This is a genomic window from Mesorhizobium sp. M00.F.Ca.ET.216.01.1.1, from assembly GCF_004010325.2.
GTDB lineage: Bacteria > Pseudomonadota > Alphaproteobacteria > Rhizobiales > Rhizobiaceae > Mesorhizobium.
The window spans coordinates 38,873-63,904 of record NZ_SADR02000009.1 but is presented as its reverse complement, the minus strand read 5'-3'; the positions used below and the strand labels follow the sequence as shown (position 1 = coordinate 63,904).

The 25,032-nt window shown below is 62.5% G+C and carries 22 protein-coding genes and 1 pseudogene; 11 read left to right on the top strand and 12 right to left on the bottom strand.

Translation table 11 applies throughout. From position 1 onward, the window contains the following. Positions 1-10: 10 nt before the first annotated feature. From EN859_RS13830 to EN859_RS13815, 4 genes are all read left to right on the top strand, one after another. A complete protein-coding gene (locus EN859_RS13830) occupies positions 11-1,342 on the top strand; it encodes a UDP-glucose/GDP-mannose dehydrogenase family protein (RefSeq protein ID WP_127853540.1) in 1,332 nt (443 codons plus the stop codon). Between the two features lie 31 nt (positions 1,343-1,373). After that, on the top strand, positions 1,374-2,453 hold the full coding sequence (locus EN859_RS13825) for a glycosyltransferase (protein ID WP_127853541.1): 1,080 nt from the start codon (positions 1,374-1,376) through the stop codon (positions 2,451-2,453). A 154-nt stretch (positions 2,454-2,607) separates the two neighbouring features. Next, on the top strand, positions 2,608-3,777 hold the full coding sequence (locus EN859_RS13820; protein ID WP_127853542.1) for a glycosyltransferase: 1,170 nt from the start codon (positions 2,608-2,610) through the stop codon (positions 3,775-3,777). After that, positions 3,774-5,237 (top strand): lipopolysaccharide biosynthesis protein, encoded by a 1,464-nt coding sequence (locus tag EN859_RS13815; protein ID WP_127853543.1) that lies wholly within the window; start codon positions 3,774-3,776, stop codon positions 5,235-5,237. The genes EN859_RS13820 and EN859_RS13815 overlap by 4 nt, the downstream gene beginning before the upstream one ends. A gap of 225 nt (positions 5,238-5,462) precedes the next feature. Here EN859_RS13815 and EN859_RS13810 read toward each other — a convergent pair. Next, positions 5,463-6,515 (bottom strand): annotated as a pseudogene (locus tag EN859_RS13810) (polysaccharide pyruvyl transferase family protein); the annotation flags it as partial. A 48-nt stretch (positions 6,516-6,563) separates the two neighbouring features. Next, positions 6,564-6,830 (bottom strand): hypothetical protein, encoded by a 267-nt coding sequence (locus EN859_RS13805; protein WP_127853544.1) that lies wholly within the window; start codon positions 6,828-6,830, stop codon positions 6,564-6,566. Between EN859_RS13805 and EN859_RS13800 the strand changes: the two genes are divergently transcribed. The 6 genes from EN859_RS13800 to EN859_RS13775 all read left to right on the top strand — a co-directional run bounded on the left by EN859_RS13800 (position 6,822) and on the right by EN859_RS13775 (position 14,441). Next, a complete protein-coding gene (locus EN859_RS13800; protein WP_127853545.1) occupies positions 6,822-8,006 on the top strand; it encodes a glycosyltransferase in 1,185 nt (394 codons plus the stop codon). The two genes, EN859_RS13805 and EN859_RS13800, sit on opposite strands and share 9 nt — an antisense overlap. Before the next feature lie 25 nt (positions 8,007-8,031). Further along, positions 8,032-9,027 (top strand): glycosyltransferase family 2 protein, encoded by a 996-nt coding sequence (locus EN859_RS13795; RefSeq protein ID WP_127853546.1) that lies wholly within the window; start codon positions 8,032-8,034, stop codon positions 9,025-9,027. Then, positions 9,027-9,977, top strand: a complete 951-nt coding sequence (locus tag EN859_RS13790) for a glycosyltransferase family 2 protein (RefSeq protein WP_127853547.1) — start codon at positions 9,027-9,029, stop codon at positions 9,975-9,977. The genes EN859_RS13795 and EN859_RS13790 overlap by 1 nt, the downstream gene beginning before the upstream one ends. Beyond that, complete coding sequence (locus tag EN859_RS13785; RefSeq protein ID WP_245525564.1) at positions 9,967-10,932, top strand: glycosyltransferase family 2 protein; 966 nt, start codon at positions 9,967-9,969, stop codon at positions 10,930-10,932. The genes EN859_RS13790 and EN859_RS13785 overlap by 11 nt, the downstream gene beginning before the upstream one ends. Before the next feature lie 57 nt (positions 10,933-10,989). Next, the gene (locus tag EN859_RS13780) at positions 10,990-11,886 is read left to right on the top strand and encodes a UTP--glucose-1-phosphate uridylyltransferase (protein WP_127853549.1); all 897 of its coding nucleotides are present in this window, start codon (positions 10,990-10,992) and stop codon (positions 11,884-11,886) included. Between the two features lie 164 nt (positions 11,887-12,050). Then, positions 12,051-14,441: an AAA family ATPase gene (locus EN859_RS13775; protein ID WP_127853550.1), complete on the top strand. Its 2,391-nt coding sequence runs from the start codon at positions 12,051-12,053 to the stop codon at positions 14,439-14,441. Positions 14,442-14,463: 22 nt separating this feature from the next. On the opposite strand, the gene EN859_RS13770 is transcribed toward EN859_RS13775, so the two are convergent. Both EN859_RS13770 and EN859_RS13765 read right to left on the bottom strand, forming a co-directional pair. Next, positions 14,464-15,171, bottom strand: coding sequence for a metallophosphoesterase (locus tag EN859_RS13770; protein WP_245525573.1), 708 nt, complete (start codon positions 15,169-15,171; stop codon positions 14,464-14,466). A 276-nt stretch (positions 15,172-15,447) separates the two neighbouring features. Then, positions 15,448-17,355: a propionyl-CoA synthetase gene (locus tag EN859_RS13765; RefSeq protein WP_127853552.1), complete on the bottom strand. Its 1,908-nt coding sequence runs from the start codon at positions 17,353-17,355 to the stop codon at positions 15,448-15,450. A gap of 168 nt (positions 17,356-17,523) precedes the next feature. Between EN859_RS13765 and EN859_RS13760 the strand changes: the two genes are divergently transcribed. Further along, complete coding sequence (locus EN859_RS13760; RefSeq protein WP_245525563.1) at positions 17,524-18,348, top strand: DUF2259 domain-containing protein; 825 nt, start codon at positions 17,524-17,526, stop codon at positions 18,346-18,348. Positions 18,349-18,560: 212 nt separating this feature from the next. Here EN859_RS13760 and dhaK read toward each other — a convergent pair whose 3' ends face one another. The 8 genes from dhaK to EN859_RS13720 are packed head-to-tail and all read right to left on the bottom strand — an operon-like array spanning position 18,561 to position 25,031. Further along, complete coding sequence (dhaK, locus tag EN859_RS13755) at positions 18,561-19,547, bottom strand: dihydroxyacetone kinase subunit DhaK (protein ID WP_127853553.1); 987 nt, start codon at positions 19,545-19,547, stop codon at positions 18,561-18,563. A gap of 26 nt (positions 19,548-19,573) precedes the next feature. Continuing rightward, positions 19,574-20,005 carry a hypothetical protein gene (locus tag EN859_RS13750; RefSeq protein ID WP_127853554.1) on the bottom strand — a complete coding sequence of 144 codons (432 nt, stop codon included), beginning with the start codon at positions 20,003-20,005 and terminating at the stop codon, positions 19,574-19,576. A 13-nt stretch (positions 20,006-20,018) separates the two neighbouring features. Continuing rightward, on the bottom strand, positions 20,019-21,605 hold the full coding sequence (gene ptsP / locus EN859_RS13745; RefSeq protein WP_127853555.1) for a phosphoenolpyruvate--protein phosphotransferase: 1,587 nt from the start codon (positions 21,603-21,605) through the stop codon (positions 20,019-20,021). Continuing rightward, positions 21,589-21,891 carry an HPr family phosphocarrier protein gene (locus EN859_RS13740; RefSeq protein ID WP_127853556.1) on the bottom strand — a complete coding sequence of 101 codons (303 nt, stop codon included), beginning with the start codon at positions 21,889-21,891 and terminating at the stop codon, positions 21,589-21,591. The genes ptsP and EN859_RS13740 overlap by 17 nt, the downstream gene beginning before the upstream one ends. Before the next feature lie 21 nt (positions 21,892-21,912). After that, the gene (gene dhaM, locus EN859_RS13735; RefSeq protein ID WP_127853557.1) at positions 21,913-22,302 is read right to left on the bottom strand and encodes a dihydroxyacetone kinase phosphoryl donor subunit DhaM; all 390 of its coding nucleotides are present in this window, start codon (positions 22,300-22,302) and stop codon (positions 21,913-21,915) included. Continuing rightward, positions 22,302-22,901, bottom strand: a complete 600-nt coding sequence (gene dhaL, locus EN859_RS13730; RefSeq protein WP_127853599.1) for a dihydroxyacetone kinase subunit DhaL — start codon at positions 22,899-22,901, stop codon at positions 22,302-22,304. Before dhaL ends, dhaM begins: the two co-directional genes overlap by 1 nt. 11 nt (positions 22,902-22,912) lie before the next feature. Then, positions 22,913-23,932, bottom strand: a complete 1,020-nt coding sequence (locus tag EN859_RS13725) for an ABC transporter ATP-binding protein (RefSeq protein WP_127853558.1) — start codon at positions 23,930-23,932, stop codon at positions 22,913-22,915. Beyond that, positions 23,925-25,031, bottom strand: a complete 1,107-nt coding sequence (locus tag EN859_RS13720; RefSeq protein ID WP_127853559.1) for an ABC transporter ATP-binding protein — start codon at positions 25,029-25,031, stop codon at positions 23,925-23,927. Before EN859_RS13720 ends, EN859_RS13725 begins: the two co-directional genes overlap by 8 nt. Between the last annotated feature and the right edge of the window lies 1 nt (position 25,032).

Here is a 25,032-nt window from a genome sequence, read left to right as displayed (position 1 = left end):
ACCAAACCGAATGAACTTGACGGTCTTTGGAATAGGCTATGTGGGTCTCGTGCAGGCCGCCGTGCTTGCGGAAGTCGGGCACCACGTGGTGTGCGTCGATGTCGACGAGAAGAAAGTCGAACGGCTCAACCAGGGCTTTGTCCCGATCTTCGAACCTGGGCTCGAAAATCTCGTCAAGGAGAACTACGCCGCCGGCCGCATTAAATTCACCACCGATGCTGCGGCCGCGGTCAAGCATGGCGATATCCAGATGATCGCAGTTGGCACACCACCCGGCGAGGATGGTTCGGCCGACCTCAAATATGTGCTGGCGGTTGCCGAGGCCATTGGCCGCGAGATGGAGGCGCCCAAGATCGTCGTCGGCAAGTCGACCGTGCCGGTCGGCACCTGCGAGAAAGTCAAGGCCAGGATCGCCGAGACGCTGAAGGCGCGCGGGCGCGACGATCTGACTTTCGATGTTGCTTCCAATCCGGAATTTCTCAAGGAAGGCTCTGCGGTTGCCGACTGCATGAAACCGGATCGTATCATCGTCGGCACCAGCAGCGAGGAGACAGCGGCGATCATGCGCGAGCTTTACGCCCCGTTCAACCGCAACCACGAGAAGATGATCGTGATGGACGTGCGCAGCGCCGAATTCACCAAATACGCCGCCAATTGCATGCTGGCGACCAAGATCAGTTTCATGAACGAGATGGCCAATCTGGCCGAACAGCTAGGCGCCGACATCGAGGAAGTCCGCAAGGGCATCGGCAGCGATCCGCGCATCGGCTATCACTTCATCTACCCTGGTCTGGGCTATGGCGGCTCGTGCTTCCCGAAGGATGTGCGCGCCCTGATCAGGACCGCCGAAGGCGTCAAGTTCGACGCCAAGCTGCTGCGCGCGGTCGAGGAGCGCAACAACGAGCAGAAGTCGGTTCTGTTCGATAAGGTGAACCGCTGCTTCAAGGGCAATCTCAAGGGCAAGACCTTTGCCCTGTGGGGCCTGGCCTTCAAGCCCAACACCGACGACATGCGGGAGGCTCCGGCACGGACCCTGATGGAGGCGCTCTGGAAGGCCGGCGCCAAGGTGCAGGCCTATGACCCCGAGGCGATGCAGGAATGCCAGGCCATCTATGGACAGCGCGACGACCTGCTGTTGTGCGGCACCAAGGAGGCTGCGCTGCGCGGCGCCGATGCGCTGCTGATTGCAACCGAATGGAAGAGCTTCCGCGCGCCGTCCTTCGACGCACTGAAGGATGCGCTGACCACGCCGATCATCTTCGACGGCCGCAATCTGTACGACCCGAAGGTCATCGCTCGCCACGGCATCGAATACCACAGCATTGGCAGGATGGCGGCATAACGACAGGGCAGCACAACAAGGAGCCAAGCCCATGAAAGTTCTGTTTGCAGGCGGCAACGGCTACACGCCGCAATTCAGCGGTGGCGTTCAGTCGAGCACACACCATCTGGTCGAGCAATTGCGCGAGCACGGCCATGAAGCCTCCGTTCTGGCGGCGCTGTTCGGCGAAGGTATCTTCGGGTTCAAGGCACGCGCCAAGATGAAGCTGCTTCGCCAGCGCGCGGTCATCGACAATTTTCCGGGCTATCCGGTGGTGCGGGCGTGGTTCCCATGGGAAGCAGCAGGCTTCGCGGTCGAAAGGCTTAGTCCTGATGTCGCGGTCGTGCAGTGCCACAAGTCGGTGCCGATCGGAAGGGAGCTGCAGGCGCTGGGCGTGCCGCTGGTCGTCTATCTGAGGAATGTCGAATTCCACGAACTGGCCGGTGACCTGCGCGAGCTGCATTCGGCGCTCTACATCGCCAACTCCGAATTTACCGCGCGCACCTACAAGGAAAAGTTCGGCATCGACTCGATCGTGATCCCGCCGACCATCAATCCCGGGCTTTACAGCACCCCGACGACCGGTGAATTCGTCACCTTGATCAATCCTTACAATGAAAAAGGCTTCGAACTCGCCGTGCGCATTGCCGGCGAATGTCCCGAAATCCCGTTCCTGTTCGTCGAGAGCTGGAAGCTTGACGATGACCACCGTGCGCAGATCGAACAGACGATCGCCCCGTTCGGCAACATTACCTTGGAGGGCCGTACCAGCGATATGAAAACAGTCTATGGCCGCACCAAGATCCTGCTTGCGCCCAGCAAATGGGAAGAGGCCTGGGGCCGGGTGGCATCCGAAGCCCATTGCAGCGGCATTCCTGTCGTTGGATCCCGGCGCGGCGGCTTACCGGAAGCGATTGGCACTGGCGGCGTGGTGCTCGACTACGACGCTCCGCTCAACGACTGGGTCGCGGCGGTCAAGCGATTGTGGAGCGACAAGGCCGAATACGACAGGCTGTCGACGGCGGCGCAGCGGTTTTCTGAGCGGCCGCAGATGAACCCAGACAGCCAATTCGCGACGTTCCTGAACGTTCTCGACAACGCCAGGCGAAGCGGCCTGGAACGTGCCGCCTAAAGCATTGGACCCAAAAGTGGGAACCGGTTGCGACAATCCAGTGCTCGAACTAGAGGAACAAGAAGAACAGGAAGGTGGAGCGGCCGAAACGACTCGACTTGAAGGTCGCCGCTCTGGTGTAGCGAATCCGGCCGACCGAAAGACTATCAAATCGGTGAAGGTTTGCTTTGTAGTCGACAAGTTCCCCTCATTGTCGGAGACTTTCGTCCTCGACCAGATAGCCGGATGCCTTGAGCACGGAATGGAAGTCGGCGTCATCTGCAACGAGACTTCCTTCGGCAAGGACAGCAATATCGACGATCCGCGCTGGCAGGCACTGCCTGGAAAGGTCGTATGCTGGTGGGGTGGTCTGGGTCGCTATCGCCCACTGCTCAGAAAATGGTCCGGCAGGTTCTGGGATAAGCTCTCGACCGCTATCGACATCGCCCATGCGCGTAAATTGCAGAACGCCGACGTGATCGTCGCTCATTTTGGCACCAACGGCATGCGCGTCGCCCGCGCCATGAAACGGGGCAGGATTTCCGCTCCGCTGGTGACCATATTCCACGGCCGCGATGTCGGCGAGCCGCTGCATGACAACACGCTCACGCGCTACAAGGACGTCTTCGAAAAAGGGGTTCTGCAACTGCCGGTGAACGCGTTTTTCCGCGATGCCTTGATCGAGGTCGGTGCACCGCCGGCGCAGGTCATGGTTCATCATATGGGCGTTCGGCCGGGTGACATCGACTATCGGTGGCGCTCCTGGGACAAGGGCACACTGTCGTTCATCTCCGTCTGCCGCCTGACCGAAAAGAAGGGCATCGAATATGCGCTTCGCGCGCTCGCCAGCCTGCCGCAACGCGACTGGGTCTATTCGGTGATCGGCGGCGGCGAACTGCTGGAGGCGTTGAAGGTGATCGCCGCAGAACTCGGCATCGCCGACAGGGTGACCTTCCTGGGGCCGCGTCCGCACGTCGAAGTCAAGCAGCGCCTGCGCGACGCCCATGTGTTCCTGCTACCCAGCGTTGCTGCGCGCGATGGCGATCTGGAGGGTATTCCGGTTGCCTTGATGGAAGCGATGGCTGCCGGACTGATTGTGGTCAGCACATATCATTCGGGGATTCCCGAGCTGATCGAGGATCACAAGACAGGTTTCCTCGCGCCGGAGCGAAACGTTCCAGCGCTTGCCGCCAAGCTGGTCTGGGTGGCCGAGCACCCGGAGGAATGCGAGCGTATCGCCCTTGCCGCACGCCGCAAGGTCGAGCAAGATTTCAACGCAGATGTGCTGAACGAACGTTTTTCGCAGATCGTCACGCAGCTGGGCGAAGCCAGGCTCTGCGCATGAACGCCAATCCGCCCCCCCAATTCGGTCGTGTCGCATTGCGCGGCGGAGTGGTAACGATTGGCGCGCAAGGCTTCAAGATGGCGATCCAGTTTCTCTCCGTCATCATACTTGCCCGCCTGCTCGTTCCCGAAGATTTCGGTCTGGTGGCTTCCGTCGGACCGATCGTGGCCTTTGTCGGACTGCTTCAAAATCTCGGTCTCCAACAGGCAGTCGTTCAGCGCAAGAACATCAGCGAGCAGCAGCTCAACCAGGTATTCTGGATCAGCGCGCTCGTCGGGCTGGGCAGCACCGTGGTGGTGGCTGGCATGGCGCCCGCCATCGCCGCGTTCTACGGCGATCAGCGCATGTCCGGAATCACCCTTGGCTCTGCCTTGCCGCTGCTCCTCGGCAGCGTTGCCGCGGTACCGCTGGCGCTGATGAACCGCCACCTGCAATTCGGCCAGCTTGCAATAAACGATGTAGTAAGCGCCGCCGCCGGTTTCCTGGCCGCAGCGCTTGCTGCCTATGCGGGGCTTGGCTACTGGTCGCTGGTTATCGGCCCGGCGGTCTCTGCTGTTGTCGCGCTGGCGGCCGCATGGCGGGTGGCGCGATGGACGCCGTCGCGGCCCGACCTGAAAGTCGATGCCGACATATTGTCGTTCGGCGCCAATTTGACGGGCTTCAACCTTGCCAACTTCTTCTCGCGCAATCTCGACAACATCCTCATCGGAAAATATTCGGGCGCGGTCGAGCTGGGTTATTACGACCGTGCCTACAAGCTGCTGCTGTTCCCGCTGCAGAACATCAACCAGCCGCTGACACGCGTGATGGTGCCGCTGCTTAGCCGCATCCATGAGGACAAGGCTCGGTTTCGCGACATCTATGTCAGGACCAACTGGATGCTGGCGGCCGTTACCATGCCCGGCATCGCGGCGCTGACGCTGACCTCCGAGCAGGTGGTGGGGCTGCTCTTCGGCGAGCGCTGGACGGCGGTGGCGCCGATTTTCGCCTGGCTGGGCATCGCCAGCCTGATCCAGTCCGTTTCAAGCACGACCGGATGGATATTCATCTGCCAGGGCAGGACGAAGACTATGTTCCAGTGGGGTATTTATTCGTCGCTGACCACCGTTGCCGCCTTCATCATCGGCTTGCACTGGGGCGCCGTCGGCGTTGCCGCGGCCTATGCCATCAGCGGTTACGTGCTGCGCGTGCCGGTGCTTGCGGTGCTGGTACATCGCGTCGGCCCGGTGACTGCGGCAGACTTCCTGGTCATGCAGGGGCTTTTCATCGTCTCGTCACTGCTCGCCTGGCTCGCGTACCAATGGCTGCCGGTGTCGCTGACCGGCCATTCAGACCTGCTCGCGGTCTTTCTGGCGCTTGCCCTCAACTACGGCATCGGTCTCATCCTCATGCTTGTCCTTGGCCAGTCGCGCAAGGCGCTGATCACCACCCTTTCCAACGCTGCTCGCAATATCCGCTGAGCGATCGGCGATCAGCGGCGCCAGCAGCTCCACAGCCGACATTGCCGAAGCATGTTCTTCGAGGACGGCCTGGAGGCTGGTCCGGCGATAAAGGTCGAGATTTCCTGCAAATCTGCCGAGCTTCTCGCTCGCCTCTTGTGGCGTCACGGTGTCGATGTCGAGCAGCACGTCGGCGACACCGATGCGGCTGGCGACTTCCTTGGTCTTGAATTCATAGGCGATTGGCAGCACCGGCGTGCCGACGCAGAGCGACATGATCATCATGTGCATGCGCGTGGCGACGACGAAGTCGAAGCCTTTCACCAACGCCATCAGCTGGTCCGGCGTGTGGAACGAAGCGTCCACGGTGATATGTTTGGCGATCTCCGGAGCGAGCTCGGCAACGATCGCCCGTGCCGTCTTGGAATCGTCATGGGCGTATTCGGGTACGCCCTGGCAGGTGGAGACGAAGGTCACTTCCTTGGCATGGTCCCTGACAAGAATGGTCGCGATCTCGCGGATCGAATCGAGATAGCGGCGCATGCCGCCTTCGCCATCGCTAACGTAGTTCCAGTGGCGAACGGAAATGGCGACGCGGCCCGTCGTCTCTGGCGGTTGGGCCGAGGCCAGACGTTTTCCGATCCTGTCGGTATCGGCCAGGGCAAAGACGGCGTCGGCCACCACGTGGCACTTGCCGGGATCTTTCACCAGACCGAGGATATGGTTTCGGGATCGTTCGTCGCGCAGCAGGATGAGCGGGCTGCGGTCGAAAATCGGGGCCAATTCCTGGCGGTTGTAGCTTTTGTTGAAAGGGCCGAGCGATTGCGTGAAGAAGACCGGATCCTTGCCGAGGATCGCATCGATCCGGAACTGGTTGAGACGTCTTTCGAGATTGTAGTTCTCGACGAGATAGGTCCCGCCGGTCGTGATCACGAGGTCGGCGTCTTTGTAAATATCAAGACCGCGGCGGTCATTCCGGCTGAAGAAAGTGCCGAGGGCACCTTTGTGGTCAAATCGACGCAGGGCCTGAAGGACGAGCCGGTTATAGATCGGCTTGACCAGGTTCTTCAGCCCGCGTCCGTATTTGTACTTGAATAGCGACTCCGACAGCAGCTTGTGAAATTCGAGGTCGGGATATTCCTGCTTCGGGTAGAGCCTTGCTGCGACCTCTGGCTGGCTGTCGAACACGAAGAAATCAACATCGCCTTGCGCAACCGTCTTGAGGATGTGGCGAATCGCCAGGAGAATCGCTGCGTCCCCTGTGTTCAGGCAGACTGTGTTTTCGACCGCGATCTTCATGGATTCACCTCATTTTGCGGGTAAGGGCTACGGCTGGGCCAGCGGTGCTCAAGACGGGTATAGCGGCCGACAAAATCCGTGCGTCAGGACGATCCCGATACGGTCCGCGTTACCATTTTTGCGCTGAACCGAGCGGGTGGTCAGCGCGTAATCGGAGTGGCGCTCAAGCAGGGTCGAGAGTAACGCATCGATTTTGCAGCGCAACAAAAAACGTTTTGTTTTTTGCTCCGCTGCGCCAAAAATGTTGCGCTGCAGCAAAGGCTGTACTACCATCTTCATGGGCGGGCTAACAGCGGTAGAGTTTTCATGCTGCATGTCTTGTACCTTGTGCATGACGTTTCCGACCCGGCAGTGCGCCGACGGATCATAATGCTCAGGGCAGGTGGCGCCCAGGTCACGCTAGCCGGTTTCCGTCGCACCGCGAGTCCGATCGCGGACGTCGATGGATTGCGGCCGATCGACCTCGGCGCGACGCGCGACGGCCGATTCGGCCAGCGCCTGACGGCGATCGCCAAGGCGATGGTTTCGATCGGATCGAAGCTTGCCGCCTCGAGTCCTGCAATACCGAGGCCCGACCTGATCATCGCGCGCAACCTGGAAATGTTGGCGCTCGCCCGGCGCGCTAGAGCGACGTTCCGGGCAGCGGTACCGATCGTCTACGAATGTCTCGATATTCATCGCCTGGTGCTTCGCGACGATTATCTGGGCAAAGCGATACGCGCCGCGGAACGCTATCTGGCCAGGGACGTTAAGCTCCTCGTCACGAGTTCGCCGGCGTTCGTCGCCAACTATTTCAAGCCTTTTGGACAGGTTGCCGCGCCGGTGGAGTTGGTCGAAAACAAATATTTCGAAACCGCGCCGGTCCTAGCGGATGATCGATTGAGGGCGGAAACGCCTGTTGCTCCGCCTTGGCGGATCGGCTGGTTCGGCGCACTCCGCTGTCGCCGCTCGCTCGAACTTCTGGCCGAATTCTCCCGCCGGCTCGATGGGCGATTCGAGATCATCCTCAGGGGCCGTCCGGCCCTGTCCGAATTTCCCGATTTTCACGCTTTCGTCGAATCCGAGCCCTGGCTCTCGTTTCGCGGACCCTACCGCAACCCCGAGGATATGGCGGCGATCTACCAGGAGGTTCATTTTTCCTGGGCGATCGATTTTTTCGAGGAGGGGCAGAATTCCGAATGGCTGCTTCCCAACCGCCTCTATGAAGGCTGCCGCTTCGGCGCCGTGCCGATCTCGATGGGCAACACCGAGACCGGGCGGTTCCTCCAACGACAGGGTCTCGGCATTTTGCTGCCTGAGGCCTCGCCCGCGGCGCTCGAGTCCGCGCTCGGCAAGATGGACGAGGATCGTTTCCGGAAATTGCGCGGAGACGTGCTTGCCCGCAACCCGCGAACATGGAGTTACAATCGCAGCGATTGCCGGGCCTTCGTCGACAAACTCAGTGGCCTGGCGGCGCCATCTGATCCCCTCGTAGCCGAAGCATTGGCGTAGCATGGCCGAGGATGGACAAGTGCCGATGACGCAAACGGAAGCGCTTCCGCCAAGCCTGATCGTGATTCCGTGCCTGAACGAGGCGGCGCATATCGGCGCGCTGCTTGAGCAGCTTCGCCCTGCCGCCGAAAGGCTCGGCGCCCGCATCATCGTTGCGGACGGCGGCAGTACCGACGGCACCCTGGGCATCGTCGGGGAGATCGCCGCAAGGGATCCGCTGGTCATCCTTGTCCACAACGACAAGCGCATCCAGAGCGCCGCGGTCAATCTCGCCGTCGACACGTTCGGTGACGGCGCGGAATACCTCATCCGTATCGACGCCCATGGCGGCTATCCCGCGGACTACTGCGACCGGCTGGTCGAGGAGGCGCTCGCCACCGGCGCGGATTCGGTCGTTGTCTCCATGCTGACCAGCGGCAGCGGTGCGGTGCAGAAGGCGGTTGCGGCGGCACAGAACTCCAGGCTCGGTACCGGCGGCTCCAAGCACCGGCACCTTTCGGCCGGAGAATGGGTCGACCACGGTCATCATGCGCTGATGCGCATATCGGCTTTCACGCCGGTGGGCGGCTACGACGAGACGTTCAGCCACAACGAGGATGCCGAGCTCGACTATCGGCTCCGCCAGGCCGGCTACCGCATCTGGATGAGCGGCAAGACGCAGATGGTGTACTATCCGCGCTCCTCGCTGAAGGGCCTTTACTTTCAGTATCTCGGCTATGGCCGCGGCCGCGCCAAGAACGTTCTCAAGCACCGAGTGATCCCGAAGGTCCGGCAAATGGTGCCGCTCCTGGTGTTTCCCGTTGTTCTGCTTGCAGCTTTTTCCTTCGTACACTGGCTGGCGGCCGTACCGCTTCTGGTATGGGCGTCGGTTTGCCTCGGCTATGGCGTGTGGACCGCCGTCAGCCAGCGCAATCCGGATATCGCACTGGCCGGGGTTTCGGCAATGGTCATGCATTTTGGCTGGTCTGTGGGCTTCTGGCTGCAGCTGCTGCGCCCGCGGTCTGAGCGCAGGGTGGCGTGATGGGCGTGGCCGGAAAGAACCGCAGCATTGACATCTCGGTCTGTACGTTTCGGCGGCCGGAGCTTGCCGACACGCTTCGCTCGATAGCCGCCATGGACAGGCCTTCGGGGTTCGAGATCGGTGTCATTGTTGCCGACAATGACGATGCGCCGACTGCCCGGGCGCTGGTGACGACGCTGGCTAGAGAATTGAAGCTGGCGGTCACCTACCGGCACGCTCCCGCGCGCAACATCTCGATTGCCCGCAACGCGTGCCTCGACGCCAGTACGGCGGACCTTGTCGCCTTCATCGACGACGATGAGACCGCGTCGTCGCGGTGGCTCGCCGAACTGGTCGCGACGGCAGAGACAAGCGGTGCCGTAGCGGTGCTCGGGCCGGTGCGGGCGCATTATGGATCGGACGCGCCGGACTGGATGCGCAAAGGCGATTTCCACTCGACCCTGCCCGTCTGGGTGCGCGGCGAGATCCGCACCGGTTACACTTGCAACGTCCTGCTCAGGATGAGCGACGAGAGCCTTCGCGGCCGCCGCTTCAGCCTGGCGCGCGGCCAGACCGGCGGCGAGGATACCGAGTTCTTCGATCAGATGGTCAAGGCCGGCGGCCGCATTGCCTTTTCGCCGGAGGCCCGGGTCGATGAGGTGGTGCCGCGCGCCAGGGCCGCGTTCGACTGGCTCGGCCGCCGCCGGTTTCGCTTCGGCCAGACGCACGGGCACCTTCTGGGCAGCAATGCGAGCGGTCTCAGGCTGGCCGTGCAAGTCGGCCTTGCCTCTGCGAAGGCGGCCTACTGTTTCGCCTCGGCGGTCGTGACGGCCGTCAGCCCGGTTCGCAGAAACCGCAGCGTGCTTCGCGGCATCATGCATGTCGGCGTCGTGAGCGGCCTCGTCGGCGTTCGCGAAATTCGCCAATATGGTCTGTCCTCGCCGCAGGAAGGGGGCAAGCGTGCAGCCTGACGTCACCTTCGTCATCGCCGCCTACAATGCCGAGGCGACCATTGACCGGGCGATTGCCAGTGCCATCGCCCAGCGCGACATCACCGTCGAGGTGATCGTCGTCGACGACAAGTCGCGCGACGGGACGCTAGACGTGGCGCGGTCCTACCCGCAAGACATCGTGCGCGTCGTAGCGCTTGAGCAAAATCGTGGTCCCGGCGGCGCCAGGAATGCAGGCCTCGATCTCGCCCGCGGCAGGTGGATTGCGGTTCTGGATTCCGACGATGCCGTCTATCCGGGACGGATCCGCGCCATGATCGACCGTGCAGAAAAGGCGGGCGCCGAGATAGCGGTGGACAACCTCCAGGTCGTTCGCGAGGACGGCGTCGCCGAAGAGACGATGTTTCCCATCGACTACATGGAAGGCTTGAGCGAAATCTCGCTCGCCGACTACATCGCCGGCAATGTGATTTTCGAGTCCAGGTTCAACCTCGGCTATCTCAAGCCGATCTTCCAGCGCCGGTTCCTGGACGAGAACGGGCTTCGCTATGATGAAAATTTGATCATCGGCGAAGATTACATCTTGCTGGCCAGCGCTCTGGCCAAGGGTGGAAAATGCGTGGTCGAGCCGGCGACCGGCTATGTCTACCACATCCGCACCGGCTCCATATCCCGCGTGCTCGAACTCCATCACGTCGAGGCGATGCGCAAGGCCGATGCCGTCTTCGCCAGAACCCATTCCATGGACGCAGACGCCGCAGCCGCATTCGCCAAGCGCGGCCGCAGCTTGCGCAGGGCGGCATCGTTCCTGTCTTTGGTCCAGCACATCAAGGCGCGGTCTCCGCTTAAGGCGATATGGACAGCGCTCAGTGATCCGGCGGCGGTTCGGCATATGGGCATGCCGATCGGCGTCCGGCTGCGAAGGGTGGCGGCACAGTTTGCCGTGGGCGGGGAGGTGAAGAGTGCAGGTGAGTGAAAAAGGGTTTTCATGGCCTGCAATGGGTGAAGTCGATCTCCTCAGAAGGAATATGCAATGAAGAAAGTCAGGAAGGCAGTCATACCGGTAGCGGGGCTTGGAACGCGGTTCCTGCCGGCGACCAAGTCCATGCCGAAGGAAATGCTGCCGGTCGTCGACAGGCCCGTCGTCCAGTATGCGGTAGACGAGGCGTTCGAAGCCGGGATCGAGCACATCGTGTTCGTGACGGGTCGCAACAAGGCTGTCATCGAAGACTATTTCGATCTGCATCCTGAACTGATCGGCACTTTGGAGCAGACCGGCAAGAAGGCGCAACTCCAGTCGCTTGAAGGCCTGCTTCCCGTCGCCGGCGCCACGAGCTTCATCCGCCAACAGTCGCCGCAAGGTCTCGGCCATGCGGTATGGTGCGCGCGCGAGGTCATCGGCGATGAGCCCTTCGCATTGCTGCTCCCCGACATGGTGTCCTTTGGCGGGCGCGGATGCCTTGCCGAGATTACCGACCTTTATGCCCAGACCGGCGGCAATGTCATTGCCGTCGAACGTTGCGACCCGAACGAGACCAGCAAGTACGGCATCGTCGGCCGTGGCGCGGATGTCGGCACCGGCTTCGAGGTGACGGCCATGGTCGAAAAACCGGCGCCTGCCAATGCGCCGTCGAACTTCTACATCAACGGCCGCTATATCCTGCAGCCCGAGATTTTCTCGCTGCTGGGCAATCAGCAACGCGGCGCCGGCAACGAGATCCAGCTTACCGACGCCATGGTCCGCCTGTCGCAGAACCAGGCCTTTTTCGCCCAGCCCTTCAACGGCCGCATGTTCGACTGCGGCTCGAAGGAAGGGTTCATCCAGGCCAATGTCGCGTTCGCTCTGGCGCGCGACGATATGAAGGGGCCTATTTTCGATATGCTTCAGGAGTTCGTCCGGTCGCATGAACGCCGGGAAGAAGCCGCATAATGCCCATTTTTTGGGTGTATATGCGTTAATGACGGTGCAACACATGCCGCTTCGCTGGCCAGTCAGGCCTCGCGCGATTCGGCATGAAGTTTGCGTGGCTTTTTGGCCGTGCCCCACCAATCTTCGAGGCCTGATAGCGCCTGCAACCTAGAATTGGACCGAAGATGAATTATGCCAACTTTCCTCTCGACAAGAGGATGCCATTGCCAAATTCCGATACGGAAAAAGGTGAGGACTTCATCGACATCGAGCGCCTGCTTGGCATGGCTGCCCGCCAGGCGAAGGTGGTTGCGGTATGTGCCTTCATCGGTCTTTTTATGGGCGTGCTCTATCTGCAGACCACGCCGCCCACCTACATGTCGGCCAGCAGCGTGCTGATCGACGAAGGGTTGAACAAGGTCGTCGACGAGGTCTCTGCGGCGTCGGTCAGCATGCAGACTGACGCCGCCCTTCTCAGCCAGATCGAAATTCTCACGTCGGCGAGGCTGGCGGCTGTGGTCGTCGACAAGCTGAAGCTCGACCAGAATAACGATTTCATGAATCCCCCGGTGTCGGCCCTGTCGCAGGGCATCGGCTTTGTGCGCGGCGTGGTCCGGTACTTTCGTCACAGCCCCGCGGTACCCGGCGTAGCTGGCGACGTCACCCAGGTTGACCCGGCGACGCGCGACGCCATGATCGCCTCGGCACGCCGCGACTATGCGATCCTCAAGCTGCAGAACGAGGTGATGGCGCAGCGCGTCGGCCGAAGCTATGTGATCTCCATCAGCTACCAGTCGACAAATCCGGCGTTGGCGACGGCGATCACCAAAGCCTATTCCGAGGCCTATCTCGCCGACCAACTCAATGCGAGTTTCGACGCAACCGAACGGGCAGCGGTCTGGCTGCAGGGCAGGCTGACCGAACTGCGCGAGAGTTCGCAGCGCGCGGCAATGGCCGTCGAGAAGTTCAGGGCCGAACATGGATTGGCCTCCAACGCCGATGGCCAGTTGATCAGCGACAAGCAATTGTCCGATCTGAATACCCAGCTCATTGTCGCGCAGGCCGATACCGCCCGCGCCGGTGCCCGCTATCAGCAATACAAGGCAATCGTGGAAAGCGGTTCGGAAGGTGCGTTCAAGGATGCGGCGATATCAAGCGACCAGCCGGGCAGTTCGATCATCGCAGGGCTCAAGACCCGCTATCTGAATGTCGCCAAACGGCTGCAGGACGTCCAGAACAACTTCGGCCCCGAGCATCCCCAGGCGGTCGCACTGGCCAAGGAAAAGGCAGATGTATCAAAGCAGATCTTTGATCAATTGAATCAACTGACCGAAAGCTACCGCAACGATTATGAAGTCGCTCTCCAGCGCGAGACGGCGCTCAGGCAAAATGTCGCAGCCGCGGCCGGCAAGAGCTCGATAGACAACCAGTCGCAGGTCAAGTTGCGTGAACTGGACCAGCAGGCAACCGCGCTGAGCACGCTCTACCAGACGTTCCTGGGCCGCTACGAGGAAGCCACGCAGCAGCAGACCTTCCCGGTCGGCAAGGTTCGTATCATCTCGGATGCGGCGATGCCTCTTTCGGCCGCGAGCCCGAGCACGATGAAGGTGTTGGCGCTTTCGCTTGTGCTTGGCGTCCTCATGGGAGCCGGGTTTGGCGGCTTGAATGAATTCAACGAGCGGTTCTTCAGAACGGGCGAGGACGTTCGCGATCGCGTCGGCCTCAAATTCCTCGGCTACCTGCCGACGATCGGCGGCAAGCTCGTCAAGGACAGCAAGCGCGATGACGGTAAGGCGGATGTCAAACCCGTCGACAATTTGTCGACCGCCGAAAATCGGGCCCGAATGAGAGTGAGCATCGATGCCCCGGCGTCGATGTTCTCCGAAACACTCCGCAATGCCAAGATCGCTTTCGATGTCGTGATGGAAGGGCAAGGCAGCCGGGTCATCGGCGTGATCTCGGTTCTCCCGGGCGAGGGCAAGTCGACGATAGCAGCAAATCTGGCGGGATTGCTGGCCGCCAACGGCTCGAAAACGCTGCTAATAGACGGCGATCTGCGCAATCCGGGCCTCAGCCGCAGCCTTGGCATGGGGGCCGAGCAAGGTCTGATGGAAGCTGTGGTCAGGGGCCAGACCTGGCAGTCCGTCGGCAAGATCGACCGGCAGACGAAGCTGGCGATCATCCCGGCCGTCCTGCGTGGCCAATTCTCGCACACAAGCGAACTTCTGTCGTCGGCCGGAATGCGGCGATTCATCGAGAACGCCAAGGAGACTTTCGAGTATATCATCGTCGATCTGCCACCGCTCGGCCCCGTGGTCGATGCCAAGGCCTTCGCACCGCTTGCCGACGGTTTCGTGCTGGTGACCGAATGGGGCCGCACGCCGCGTGCAATGGTGCATTCGATGTTGAGCTCGGAACCCTACATCGCCAACAAGATCGTCGGCGCCGTCTTGAATAAGGTCGAGTTGAAGAAGCTGGCGAAGTACGGATCGCTGGGCGGCTCCGAGAAATTCTTCGACAAATATTCGGCCTACTATCTGGAAAAGTCGAACGTGCGCACGAAGGCTGCCGCCTGAGATCAGCCTGCGCTTCGGCAGGTCAGGAAAATATCAGCCTGCCGTGCTTGCCGGCAATCCTGAGCGCGGTCAGCCGCCCGCTCTGAAAGGCGCCGGTGTCTATCCCGAGCCGGCGCCCGTCGAGCTTCGGAACATCCACCGGCGTATGTCCGTGCACCACCCAACGGTCGAGAAGATGAGCCGTTTCGAAGAAGTCCGAGCGGATGTTGAGCAGGTCGCCATCGTCCTGGGCGGCGAGATCGATGCCCGGCCTGATCCCGGCGTGAACGAACACGAATTTCTTCGAACAGACCATGATCGGCAGCCTGCGCAGGAAGCTGATATGAGCGGCGGGAATGATGTCCCGTATGCGCCGGTCGACCTCCTCGCTTGAGTTGTAGAGCTCCTCAAGTCGCGCCGGGTCGACGCCATAGGAAAACAGGGTTTCGAGGCCGCCTGCCGCCAGCCAGGGCTCCCTCGAAAGGTACCCGTCGAGATAATTCAGCATCGCAACCTCGTGGTTCCCGGCAAGGCAGATGCGCAGGAACCCCTTCGGCGGCGGCGCCAGCAGATGATCGAGCACGCGCGCCGACTGCAGCCCTCGATCAACATAGTCGCCAAGCATGATGATGATCTTGCGTCCGCGCAAAGGCAGCGAATCGAGCAGGATCTTTTGCTCCAGCGAACGGAGCTCCCTGTAGCACCCGTGCACGTCGCCGATCGCATAGACGACCGTATCCTGCATATCCATTTCCAGGCGCTGGCGCGCGGCAGTCGAAGGTTTTCTCGATCGCTGGAACAGGGTCACGGTTTGCGGCTCGTATGCCTGAAGATGGTACTCGGCAGAAGATGATTCTCGATTGTGAGGAACGCTGTCATGCCCCGCTTACAAAAGCGTGGATACATGCGTTGCGGGAGAAATTCCACAGCAGAGACAGGCCACCGGAGATATAGGCTGGGAAGCTTTAGCGCTCGGAGCCAGCGGGGTGTGCCGCTTTCGTTGGGCGCCGTTCGGCGACGCTGATTTTTACAGCCCGATTCCGCGTCCCTTCAGCGCCGCAGCGATCTCGTCGAGGATGGCCGGATCGTCGATGGTGGCCGGCATGGTCCACTCTTGCCTGTCGGCGATCTTCTGCATGGTGCCGCGCAGGATCTTGCCGGAGCGCGTCTTGGGCAGGCGCTTGATCGTCACCACCGTCTTGAAGGCGGCGACCGGGCCGATCCGCTCGCGCACCAGCCCGACCACCTCGTTCTCGATGATGCCGGCATCGCGGTCGACGCCCGAATTCAGCACGACGAAGCCGAGCGGAACCTGGCCCTTCATCGCGTCGGCGATGCCGATGACGGCGCATTCGGCGACGTCGGGATGCGCCGCCAGCACCTCCTCCATGGCGCCGGTCGACAGCCGATGGCCGGCGACATTGATGATGTCGTCGGTGCGGGCCATCACGAACAGATAGCCATCCTCGTCCATCATGCCGGCGTCGGCCGTCTTGTAGAAGCCGGGGAACTCGTCGAGATAGGCTTGGCGAAACCGGTCGTCGGCGTTCCACAGTGTCGGCAGGCAGCCGGCCGGCAATGGCAGCTTTACCACGACATTGCCCAGCGTGCCGCGCGGCACCTCGTGGCCGGCATCGTCGAGCACGCGGATGTCGTAGCCAGGCATCGGCACGCCGGGCGAGCCGTACTTCACCGGCAGCAGGCCCAATCCGGCAGGATTCATGGTCATCGGCGAGCCGGTCTCGGTCTGCCACCAATGGTCGATCACCGGCACGTTCAGTTTCTGCTCCGCCCATTTGATGGTTTCCGGGTCGGCGCGCTCGCCGGCGAGGAACAGCGTGCGGAATTTCGACAGGTCGTATTTCGGGACGAATTCGCCCCTGGGGTCCTGCCCCTTGATGGCGCGGAAGGCGGTCGGCGCGGTAAACAGCGCGACGACGCCATGCTCTGCGATCACCCGCCAGTAGGTGCCGGCATCGGGCGTGCCGACCGGCTTGCCCTCAAACAGGATGCTCGTGCAGCCATGCAGCAGCGGGCCGTAGACGATATAGGAATGGCCGACCACCCAGCCGACATCGGAAGCCGCCCAGAACACTTCGCCCGGCTTGACGCCGAATTCGTTCTCCATCGACCATTTCAAGGTGACCATGTGGCCGCCATTGTCGCGCACGATGCCCTTCGGCTGGCCAGTCGTGCCGGACGTGTAGATGATGTAGAGCGGGTCGGTGGCAAGCACCGGAACGCAGTCGACATTGGCGCCCGCTGCCCGCTCGCGGGCAACGGCGTCGGCATAGTCGATGCCGTAATTCTCTTTCAGCTCGCAGCGCAACTGGTCGCGTTGCAGGATCAGGCAGGCTTCGGGCTTGTGCCGGGAATTCTCGATGGCGTTGTCGAGCAGCGGCTTGTAGGCGACGACGCGTCCGGGCTCCAGGCCGCAGGAAGCGGAAATGATCAGCTTCGGCTTGGCGTCGTCGATGCGGGTGGCGAGCTCGTGCGAGGCAAAGCCGCCGAAAACGACCGAATGCACGGCGCCGATCCGGGCGCAGGCAAGCATGGCGAAGGCGGCTTCCGGCACCATCGGCATGTAGATGATGACGCGGTCGCCCTTGCTGATGCCGCGGTTCTTAAGCACCGAGGTCAGTGCAATCACCTCGCGCTTCAGTTCGGCATAGGTGAATTTCCTGATCGTCCCAGAAATCGCGCTGTCATGGATCAGCGCGATCTGGTCGGCGCGGCCGCCTGCCACATGGCGGTCGACGGCGTTGAAGCAGGTGTTGCAGGAGGCGCCGTTGAACCAGCGCCCATAGACGCCGGCTTTCGCATCGAACACGCTGTCCCAAGGCGAGAACCAGTCGATGGCTTGGGCCGCATCCGCCCAAAACCTTTCCGGATCGCGTTTCCAGCCGCCATAGACCTCGTGATAGCGTGACGCCATCCAACTTCCTCCCAGGAACGATTTGCCGTCTTTGGAAATAGCCTATGCTGTTTTTCCCAATCGTGTCTTCCCTGAATTTCGTCCATGCCGATCTCGCCTTCATCGCAGATATTCGGCACCATTACTTCTCGACCGCCACCGCCTCACGGCGGTGACCACCGATGTGAAATGAAGGGCGTGAACGCAATGCCGCATCATTGGCGAACCATCGCATGGCCGCTGCTGGCGGTTGCTGCGTCCCTTGCGCTCTTCCCAGGAGCCGTCGAGGCCGGCGATGCGGCGGCAAGACGCGTCATCGGCTTTTCGCCGGACGGCAGTTATTTCGCCTTCGAGCAATACGGCACGCTCGACGCCGGCGCTTCCGCCTCGGGCTGGTCGGAGATCGACATCATCGACACGCGCACCGACCAGTTCGTCGGCGGCAAACCGATCCATATCGTCGACGAAACGGAAGAGTCGACGCTGACGCTGGAGCAGGCGAGGGCACAGGCCGCCGCGCAGGCGGCGCCGATCATCGCCAGACATGCCATCGCCATGCGCGGCGAGCGAACGGCCTTCGACCGATTCACCTTTCCAGACGACATGATCGCCTATGACGACATCACTCGCCTTGAGCAGGTTTCGCAGAAATGGCTGGCGCCGTCCCATGGCGAACTCGGCATCTCGACCATCCGGCTCGACCACATCCTTGCCGACAGCGCCACGGATTGCTCGTCAAGCTTCGACGAGACGCAGCAGGGCGAAACAACAGGCAAGGCGCTCGGTTTCCGCCTGACGCTGCAGGGGCAGGATGGCAAGGTGTTCAAGGTGCTGCACGAGGACAAGGCCGTGCCCGGCTCAAGGAATTGCCCGACCTCCTACAGCCTGTCGGAATCCTATGAATTCACCCCCGGGGGCAAGCCGGCCGTGCTTGCCGTGCTCGTGCAGCGCTTCAGCCAGGGGTTCGAAGGGCGGGACCGCCGCTTCATCGCCGTGACCGGTCAGGCGCACTGAGAGTTTTTGTCTAAAGCGGCAGCGCCGCGAGCATCAGGCCAACACCGCCGGCGATCAATATGGCGGCGGCCAAGGCCTTCCGGTGACGTTCGAAACTCGTCGGAGCCCGATCCCAATTGTAACGCATACTCAATCTCCCAACACCGGCGAACTCTTAGCTTCCGCAGGGGAAGAAAAGCAACACTCCGGCTAAATCCGCTTCGACTGGCGGGCTACATCCCCCAACGCAGCGCTGCCGTATGCACCGGTGCGTCCCATAGGGCTGTCGTCTCGGCGTCAAGCATGCTCAGAGTGATCGAGCAGCCGGCCATGTCGAGCGAGGTTACATAGGACCCGACCAGTGAGCGGGTGACCGTCACGCCATTGCTTTCGAAGATCTTTCGCGCGCTGTTGTACATCAGGTAGAGCTCCATCAGCGGCGTGCCGCCGAAGCCGTTGACGAAGAGCAGTGCCTGGCCTTTCGCCTTGTCGCCCAGATCGCCCAGGATCGCTGCGCAGATTTCCTCGGTGATCGTATCGGCGCTCTTTAGCCGATCGCGGCGTCTGCCGGGCTCGCCATGGATACCGACGCCAAATTCCATCTCGCCGTCGCCGATGTCGAAGGTCGGTTTCCCGGCCGCCGGCACGGTGCAACTGGTCAGCGCTACGCCCATCGAGCGCGTCGCGCCGTTGGCGCGTTCGCCCAGGGCCTTCAGCTGCTTCAACGCCATGCCTTGCTCGGCGGCGGCACCGACGATCTTCTCGACCACCAGCGTGCCGGCAACGCCGCGCCGGCCGGTGGTGTAGGAGGAATTCTCGACCGCGACATCGTCATTGGTCACTACTTGCATGATGCCTTCCGACATCTCGGCCGCCATGTCGAAATTCATCACGTCGCCTTCGTAGTTCTTGACGATGAACAGGCAGCCGGCACCGGTGTTGACGGCTTCCGCCGCCGCCATCATCTGGTCCGGCGTCGGCGAGGTGAAGACCTGGCCGGGGCAGGCGGCATCCAGCATGCCGTGGCCGACCAGCCCGCCATGCAGTGGCTCATGGCCCGAGCCGCCGCCCGAGATCAGCGCCACCTTGCCCGGCTTGAGCGCCTTGCGGCGGACGAATTTGTGCTCCTCGCCGAGTGCCAGGATGTCGGCGTGCGCGGCAACGAAGCCGTCGAGGCTCTCGGTCAGTACCGTGTCCACGGAATTCAGAAATTTCTTCATAGCTGTCCTCCCGAGATTGCCTGATGTCAGGCGCCACTCTTGCCGGCAATGCTGGTGATCTTCTGGATGAAATCGTTGACCGCCCGGTCAAGCGCCGCATTCTGCTTGTCATCGCCGAAATCGGGGACGATCAGCGATACGTGCCGCGTCTTGCGCATGCCTGATGCCACCGACATCTTTCCCGGATGCGCCTGGTGGTAGGCGGCCAGAAACTGATCGCGCTCGGCCGGGCTGAAATGGCAGACCGAAAAGATAGCCGGCAAATGTCTGGACGGGATCGGCGTGGAATAGGCCGGACTGGAAATCTGCGTGACGAAGCTGCGGTGCTTGCCCAGTGCGTCGGCAAGGCGCTGGCGCATACCGGACGGGCGCTGGTCGATGACATGCGACAGGATCGTCTTGTAGGCGCGGATCGCCGCCTCCGAACCGGGTTCAGGCGTCTTGTCGGTCTCGGCCATGTGCAGCGCCGCCCTAGACGGATACGTCCGCGATGGCCGCCTTGGCCATGGCGAGCTGGGCAGGGGCCACGGAAAGGTCGCGCAGGCCGGCTTCGAGCAGCGCCGGAATCGACGCCGGATCACCGCCGGCGTCGCCGCACAGGCTGACCGGAATCTTCTGCGCGCGGCCGAACGCGGCAACCGAGGCGATCAGCCGAAGCACTGCCGGATGCCTGACCGAATTGAGATGCGCGACCGAAGCGTTGTCGCGCGCCGCCGCCATCACGTACTGGGTCAGATCGTTCGAGCCGATCGAGAAGAAGGCGACATCGGCAAACGCCTCCGGTGCGATTGCCGCCGACGGCACCTCGACCATGATGCCGAGCGGCGGCATCTTCTGCACGACGCCGCGCGCGGCGAGCCCGGCCTGCTCTTCCGCGAACAGCGCGGCGGCACGCTCATACTCGTCCTTGACGGCGATCATCGGGAACATCACTTTCAGATTGCCATGGACGGCGGCGCGCAGCAGCGCCCGGATCTGCACCCCGAAGATCTCTGGCCGGGCCAGCGACAGCCTGATGCCGCGCAGGCCAAGGAACGGATTGCCTTCCTCGACGGTGAAGCCTGGCACCGGCTTGTCGCCGCCTGCATCGACGGTGCGGATGGTCACCGGCTTGCCGCCGGCCCATTCCAGCACCTTGCGATAGGCGCGATATTGCGTCTCCTCGTCCGGCAGCGTCTTGCCGAACAGGAATTCGGTGCGCATCAGCCCGACGCCGTCGCAGGTCGAGACATCGATGCCGTCGACATCGGACGGATCGGCGATGTTGACCTGCACCCGTATCGCGGTGCCGGCTTTCGTTACCGCCGGCTTTCGCAGATAGATTTCCGCTTTCTCGCGTCGCGCCGCAAAGGACGATGACAACAGTCGGAACGCCTCGACCTCGGCCTTCGACGGCTTGAGCACGATGCCGCCATGCTCGGCATCGAGCAGCGCGATGCCAACCGGATTGGCCGGCGAAGCGCCAAGCCCGACCACCATTGGCACGCCGCGCGAGCGTGCCAGCATGGCGACATGGCTGGCCGCGCTCCCGGCTTTCAGCGCGATGCCGCCGCCGGAGCTCCAGTCGGTTTCGAGGAAGCGCGTCGGCGCGATGTCCTCGCCATAGAAGATGGCGCCTGCAGGTGCTGCATTCTCGCTCTCCTCGGTCAGCGCGCGCAGCACCTGGTCGCGTATGTCGCGCATGTCGGCGGCACGCGCGCGAAAATACTCCTGGTCGGATGTCTCATAGCCGGCGATCTCCGCGTCGAGTGCCTGCCGCCATGCCACATCGGCCGGTTGGCCGGAGCTAACCGCGGCAAGGGCCGGGCCGGTCAGCGCGCCGTCCTCCAGCATGGCGATCTGAAACTCGAGAATGCCCGCCGCGTCGCGGTCGGCTGTTTCGATCAGCGCAGCGAGCCGGCCTGTCGCAATGCCGATTGCCGTCTCGAGCGCGGCTTCCTCGTCCGCGACCGTCGCCTTGCCGGCGTAGCGCATGGCTATCCGGTCGAGATGGAACAGCGGCCCCTCGGCATAACCGGCCGAGGCCGAAATTCCCTTCAGCCTAAGCGGTTCGGACATGGTCCGCGCCTTCGTCGAAATCACGCCGCACCAGCTCGACCAGCGCTCCGACCGCCTCGCCGGCACCATCGCCCCTGGCCCTGATATGCAACATCGTACCCTTCGGCGCCTTGGCCGCCATCACCTTGACGATGCTCTTGGCGTCGAACCACGGTCCATTGGCGGCGAGCGCCACTTCGACTTCGGCCGTGAACGTCTTGGCGAGCTTGGTGAATTTCACCGAAGGGCGCGCATGCAAGCCCACCTCGTGGGTGATCAGGACGGTGGCTTCGGCGGATGCGGACATGCTGTCAAAATTCCTGTTCATTCACGACGGCGACAATTCATGCGCCGTCGCCACCACTTCCCGGAGCGAAGCGCCGCCGGAAGCCTCCGTTGCCGCCATCACTGCGCCCTCGACGATCGGCGCGTTGCAGACGATAATCTTCTGCGCGCGCGGCTCGCCGATCATCTCGACCGCCATCTCGCTGTTGGTCTCGGCGCCGCCAAGATCGACAAGTATGGCGACACCCGCTTCCGACCAGGCCTTGTCGATGGCGCCCATGATCGCCTCGACGTCGGTGCCCAGCCCGCCATGGCCGTTTCCGCCGCACCATGCAAGCGGCACTTCGTCGCCGACCATCTGGCGCACCATGTCCGCCGTGCCCTCGGCGACCAGCGGTGAATGCGATACGATGACGATGCCGACATTGCTCATCAGTGCCCCTCGATGGTTTCGGCGACAGCCCGCATCAGAAGCGCGACCGAGCGTGCCCCGGGATCCATATGGCCGATCGAACGGTCGCCAAGAAACGAAGCGCGTCCGCGCAGGGCCTTCATCGGCACCGTCGCATCGGCTGCCCTGCCGGCGACATCGGTGATTTCCGCCGCCGTCTTTCCCTGCAACAGCGCCTCATGCACCGGCTGCAGCACGTCGAGCATGGTCTTTTGTCCGGCCTGCGACTTGCCTCTGGCGGCTACAGCTTCGATTGCCTTGCCGAAAGCCGCCGCCAGGTTGGCGCGATCCGGCTCCGCTGAAATCTCCTTGCCGAGCGCCATGAACAGCGTGCCGAACAGCGGTCCTGAGGCCCCGCCGACGGTCATCACCAGCTTGGTGCCGATCGCCTTCAGTGCCTCGGGCAGCGGCTTTGCCGCGAACGCGTCGGCCTCGGTCCGCACCGCTTCGAAGCCACGCTTCATGTTCAGCCCATGGTCGCCGTCGCCGATTGCCTGGTCGAGCGCGGTCAGCTCTTCCGCATGAGCTACGATCGTATCGGCGGTGGCGATGATCAGCGCCCTCAGATCAACCTTGTCCATCGTCTCCGCGCTCATCGGGTTGCGATCCTGTTGCCAGCCTGGTCGAAGAACAGCGGTGCGCGGTAGCGGATCGTCACCTTGTCGCCCTTTTCCAGTTGCGTCTCGGGGTCGGTCAGCGTCACCAGTTTCTTGCTGCCTACCGTTACATGCAGATGGTTCTGGTCACCCAGATGCTCGACCCAGTCAACTATGCCGTCGGCGTGGCCGTTCGACGCCTTGCCGATCGACAGATGTTCGGTACGCGCGCCAATGGTTTTTGTTCCCGCCGGCATGTCGCCATCGGGCAGCAGCCCGGTCGGCAACAAATTGATCGCCGGCTGGCCGAGCCTGGCGGCGACATGAAGGTTTGCCGGCTGCGAATAGATCGTCCGCGGCGTGCCGATCTGCACCAGCACGCCATCGGCGAGGATGCCGATGCGGTCGGCCATGGTCATCGCCTCGATCTGGTCGTGCGTGACATAGAGCATGGTGGCACCGAGCTCGGCCTGGATGCGCTTCAGCTCGAGCCTGAGATCGGCGCGCAGCTTGGCGTCGAGCGACGACAGCGGCTCGTCCATCAAATAGATAGCGGGCTTGCGCACCAGGGCGCGGCCGATGGCGACGCGCTGCATCTCGCCGCCGGAGAGCTTGGTTGAGCGGTTGTCCAGCTTGTGGTGGATGCGCACCATCCTCGCCACATCCTCGACGCGGCGGCGCACCGCATCTTCGCTCAGCCGCCGCGCCGGTGAGCGCAAGGGAAAAGCGAGGTTGTCGTAGACCGACAGATGCGGATAGAGCGAATATTGCTGGAAGACGAAGGCGGTGTCGCGCTCGGCCGGCGACAGTATCGTCGCATCGCGGCCGGCAATATGGACCGTGCCTGTGTCGGGCCGTTCCAGCCCGGCGATCAAGCGCAGCGTCGTCGTCTTGCCGGCGCCGGTCGGCCCAAGCAGCACTACGAATTCACCGTCGGCGACGTGCAGGTCGAGATTACCGACGGCGATCTGCTCGCCAAAGCTTTTGGTCACGCCTTTGATGTGCACGTCAGCCATGACGGACCTCCGCGGTCGCGTCATGGATCGCGGTTCGTACCGCGCGGCCAGAGCCTCTCTCGAACAGCGACAGCCGCGCGCTGCTCAGCGAAAGACCCACAGGCTCGCCCGGGTTGAGCCGGATTTCGGCCGGCACCCTGGCCTTGATGATGCCGTCGGCCGTCTCCACAGCAACGATCTGCGTGGTGCCGAGATATTCGGTGCCGTAGATGGCACCGCGCAGGCTGGATTTGTTATCGAAGCGGATGTGTTCCGGCCTGATGCCGAGCGCCATGTCGCTCGGTGCGATATCCTCCCGCACCTCCGGCACCGCTACCTTGGCGCCTTGCACAACGATTTCCTTCGCGCCTTTCGAAAGGCCGCCGCCGAAGCCGAGGAAATTCATCGGCGGTGAGCCGATGAAGTCGGCAACAAACATTGTCGCCGGCCGGTCGTAGATTTCGCGTGGGCTTCCGAATTGCTCGATGACGCCGTGGTTCATCACCGCGATCTTGTCGGCCATCGACATCGCCTCCATCTGGTCGTGCGTGACATAGACCGTGGTGGCGTGGATGCGGTTGTGCAGTTCGCGCAGTTCGTGGACCATGAGATCGCGGAATTCGGTATCGAGCGTGCCGAGCGGCTCGTCCATCAGGAAGCATTTTGGCCGCCGCACGATGGCGCGGCCGAGCGCCACACGCTGGCGGTCGCCGCCGGCAAGGCCGGAGACGGATTTGTTGAGCAGATGGTCGATGCGCAAAAGCTTCGCCGTCTCTTCCACCCTGGCGCGGATTTCGGCGCCGGGCATGCCTTGCGCCAGCAGTGGGAAACCGATGTTCTTGCGCACATTCATGTGCGGATAGAGCGCGAACAGCTGGAAGACGAAAGCGATGTCGCGCTCGCGCGCCCGCCGCATGGTGACGTCCTCGCCGCCGAGCAGGATCTTGCCGCCGGTCGGCAGCTCGAGCCCGGCGATCATCCTGAGCGTCGTCGTCTTGCCGCAGCCCGACGGCCCGAGCATGACGAAGAACTCGCCATCCCTGACGACGAAGTTGGAATCCTGCACGGCGACGAAATCGCCAAATGCCTTCCTGAGATGCTCAACCCTGATCTCCGCCATC